Origin of the sequence: Microbulbifer yueqingensis, from assembly GCF_900100355.1 — a bacterium.
Lineage (GTDB): Bacteria > Pseudomonadota > Gammaproteobacteria > Pseudomonadales > Cellvibrionaceae > Microbulbifer > Microbulbifer yueqingensis.
In genome coordinates this window covers 1-2,998 of the sequence record NZ_FNFH01000012.1, presented here as the reverse complement: position 1 = coordinate 2,998, position 2,998 = coordinate 1, and the positions used below count along the sequence as shown (strand labels likewise).

Genomic DNA, 2,998 nt, shown 5'->3' with positions numbered 1-2,998 from the left:
CCAGAGCAGTAGTTGCTCATCTTGTGGATGTAGCTACCGCTGCTTACATACGGCTTGGTGGCCACCAGGCCGCCGTCGGCGAACTGGCTCATGCCACGGGTATTGGGCATTTCCACCCATTCGATGGCGTCGATATAGATGCCCAGGTACCAGGCATCCACCTGGCCCGGGTGTAAGCCCAGCAGAGGGGCGAAGTTGCAGGTGACCATCAGGCCCCGGATGTGGTCGGCGTAGGCTATTCCTGAAGTCGCGGTGTAGGTGGGTTATTTCATACCGCTATCTGCCGTCCGGTAAAAGTCTGAAGGTGCCTTTCAAAAGTTACTCTGGCCCCATCATTAAAGCACCTCGTTACCACAATAACGATGGGAAAGAGTCCGATTGGTGCCGGATCAAGTGGTAGGGATGTTCCTTCAACTGAAAATAAGAGGGTTACATGTCTGCAATATGCCTGAAGTTGAGTGAGTTTGCAGACACGGGATACCAATTTTTTTGATAGGAGATAAGCGTTGACTCACGCCCAACTTGAAAACGCTCCCGCTTTCTATGTTGCTCCTGAGATAATAGACACCTGAAGCTATCTGGCTTTACTGCTTCTATACGCTGCGCCTGTGCCTGGTTACCGCAGATGGTTCCGTTGAGGTCCGCCTTGATCATGGCTGAAACTTCATTGATGCCTTCTTGTATCGCGCTCCTCGCGGCGTAACCATTGTCAGCGGTCCAGTATTGATTCATATCGAGTTCACTACCCACCAATTCAAGCTTTTTATCAAGCCTTCTCATGGACTCCCTGACTTTACTTGCAAGTTGTATTTCTTCAGTTCTGCTTGTGGCACTGGAGATATCGTATTTTTGTGAAATTTGCTCTGCCATATGCTCTCGGCCACTAGGCGTAATTGGAACGAGACGATTTCCCACTGGCTGCGAAAAATATACTGCAATACCTTTGTGGACAATTGTTCCGGTTAAGGTCTCATAAAGTGAATACTCGGTGGAGATTTCAAGAGCTGCGGTATCATTGGTTAGTGCAAACTCGGTATTGGTGATTAGAAGGAAATCCTCTTCGACTTTCTTAACGGCGCCCTTGACGGGCTTTCCGATTCGGGAGTCCTCGGTAAAAAAGGTTGCTTCGCGGAACATGCCAGCAGGTATAAGGCCGCGCTTGAATGAAGAATTTATGATGGACGTCGTCTCAAGGTCCGATAATGAGGCTTTTACATTGGATATCCTGGCCCGAGTCGAAATGTAGTCGGGCAACCAGTCAAAGCTAGATTGGTCAAGCTTGTTCCTCAGGCTTGAAGCGAGGCATGAAGTAAGGCTTAAGGCTGTCCCCGTAATCGGATCAACAGGAATGGGAACAGCGAGCTCGTTAAGTTTGTTGACGGTCAGTGCCTTCGCCAGGGTCGTCGGATCGTCAGTGCAGCTCTGGAAGGTAAAGGTGTGGTGGTTAAGATGCAGGTAAGATGAGCCGAGCGAATCCTTCATGTCCTTATCATAAAACACCTCGTCTGCCGGGGAGTGATTGAAGTAGGCAAACAAGGGATAATATGCGGGAGATACGTCCTGGACGATAATTTCTGGGCGGTAGGTTGCGGAAATTACACGAATCGACATTTGCTTTAATGACGTCCTGTCTAGATCCTGAAGACCGGAGCTTGCGCAGCTTGAAATGAGTGAGGCTGCGAGAAAAATTGAGATTATTCTTATCATTAGTGAGTGTTCCGCTGATTAAGTCGGAGAATTCTATAAGGATATACCGATGAAGTGAGCTTGGGCGGTGGACTGGTTTGCTGCCAGGCTTTTGTTATCGGGCAGAGACAGAATATATCAGAATATAGGATATCGTAAAGCCTGTAAGCGGAGGCCCCGGCAAGGATGGTTTTATTTGCATGCCTGAGCGCCACTAGCGATAGAAGGAATTGTTTTAGATGCTCCGGGCTGTCTGCACGAGCTTGTATACGTGCCAGTCATTCATACGATTTCGGCTGCTCAAGTGTGCGCTAATAGTCTAATGTCGATCAGATCGTGCTCGAATTCCGTGAGTAGCTGGCGGTAGAGTTTCACGCGATTGCTCGTCTTGCGCCCGGCCTTTTCTTCGGCTTTATGGTTGAGGACCTTGCAGTATATGCCTGTATTTCTTATTGGGCTCTCGCTGCTGACCAAGAACCCGATCCCAACAAGGATTTCGCAGGCCAGCCGGCTTTTCTTCTGTGAGTTGCAAATTTCTCCTATTCAAACGCACCGATAAGGCTGGGGCGCACCACCAATCCATCTGGTCCGGGTGGCAGATAGACAGAAGCGCAAAATTGTCCGTGCCCAGCAGGTGTCGAGTGTTAACTTCCTTTCTCTGGTCAGAGTCTGCTAGTCGGGCCGTTCCCTGGAGCCGGGAGGTGATTAAGTCCGCTTTTTCCGAAGGGTTATCACGGGTAATGCTTGCCAGGTAGGGCGCTTCTACCTCACTGGGTGCCCTGGCGGTTCTACGGAGGATCTCCAGGCTGGATTTCACCGAGGTATCATTCTTAAAACAATTGATATCGATCCGTTCCGCCAATCTCTCCCGGCCGTAGTGCTTTTGCCGCTCGTAGGCGATGGTAGCGGGCTTTACGCCGGGAGAGGGTTATTGGACTCGGATTGCTGCGCGCCAATTCGGTGTCGTTGGTGGCTTGTCAGCCGGTTTGCCCCCCCGGCGGGTTGAGTGCCGAGTATAGCCGGCAATGTAGTTCGAAGATGCGTGCTGTCAGTAGTCCTTCGGGTTAGCCACGACCTGGAGGGCCCGGTCGCGAAGCTTGTCGAGGCCGTCCTCGTCCAATTTGTCTAGCGTACTCAACATCATCGCCATCCGCTGGTTCCCCTCAAAGTGCTCCCGCTTTTCCGCCAGGAAGTTCCAGTACAGGCTGTTGAAGGGGCAGGCATCGTCCCCGGTCTTCTCCTTCACGTTGTAGCGGCAGCCAGAGCAGTAGTTGCTCATCTTGTGGATGTAGCTACCGCTGCTTACATACGG

The 2,998-nt window shown here is 51.1% G+C and carries 1 protein-coding gene and 3 pseudogenes; all 4 read right to left on the bottom strand.

Features of this window, described 5'->3' with window-relative positions:
• Positions 1-236: pseudogene (locus tag BLT26_RS16130) on the bottom strand (cryptochrome/photolyase family protein); the annotation flags it as partial.
• A gap of 193 nt (positions 237-429) precedes the next feature.
• On the bottom strand, positions 430-1,707 hold the full coding sequence (locus BLT26_RS16125; RefSeq protein ID WP_139169644.1) for a hypothetical protein: 1,278 nt from the start codon (positions 1,705-1,707) through the stop codon (positions 430-432).
• A gap of 391 nt (positions 1,708-2,098) precedes the next feature.
• Positions 2,099-2,593 (bottom strand): annotated as a pseudogene (locus BLT26_RS16435) (VF530 family DNA-binding protein); the annotation flags it as partial.
• Between the two features lie 141 nt (positions 2,594-2,734).
• Positions 2,735-2,998: pseudogene (locus tag BLT26_RS16540) on the bottom strand (cryptochrome/photolyase family protein); the annotation flags it as partial.

Excerpts from the sequence above, each read along its gene's own strand:
- BLT26_RS16125 (WP_139169644.1), bottom strand. The coding sequence starts at position 1,707 with ATGATAAGAATAATCTCAATTTTTCTCGCAGCCTCACTCATTTCAAGC.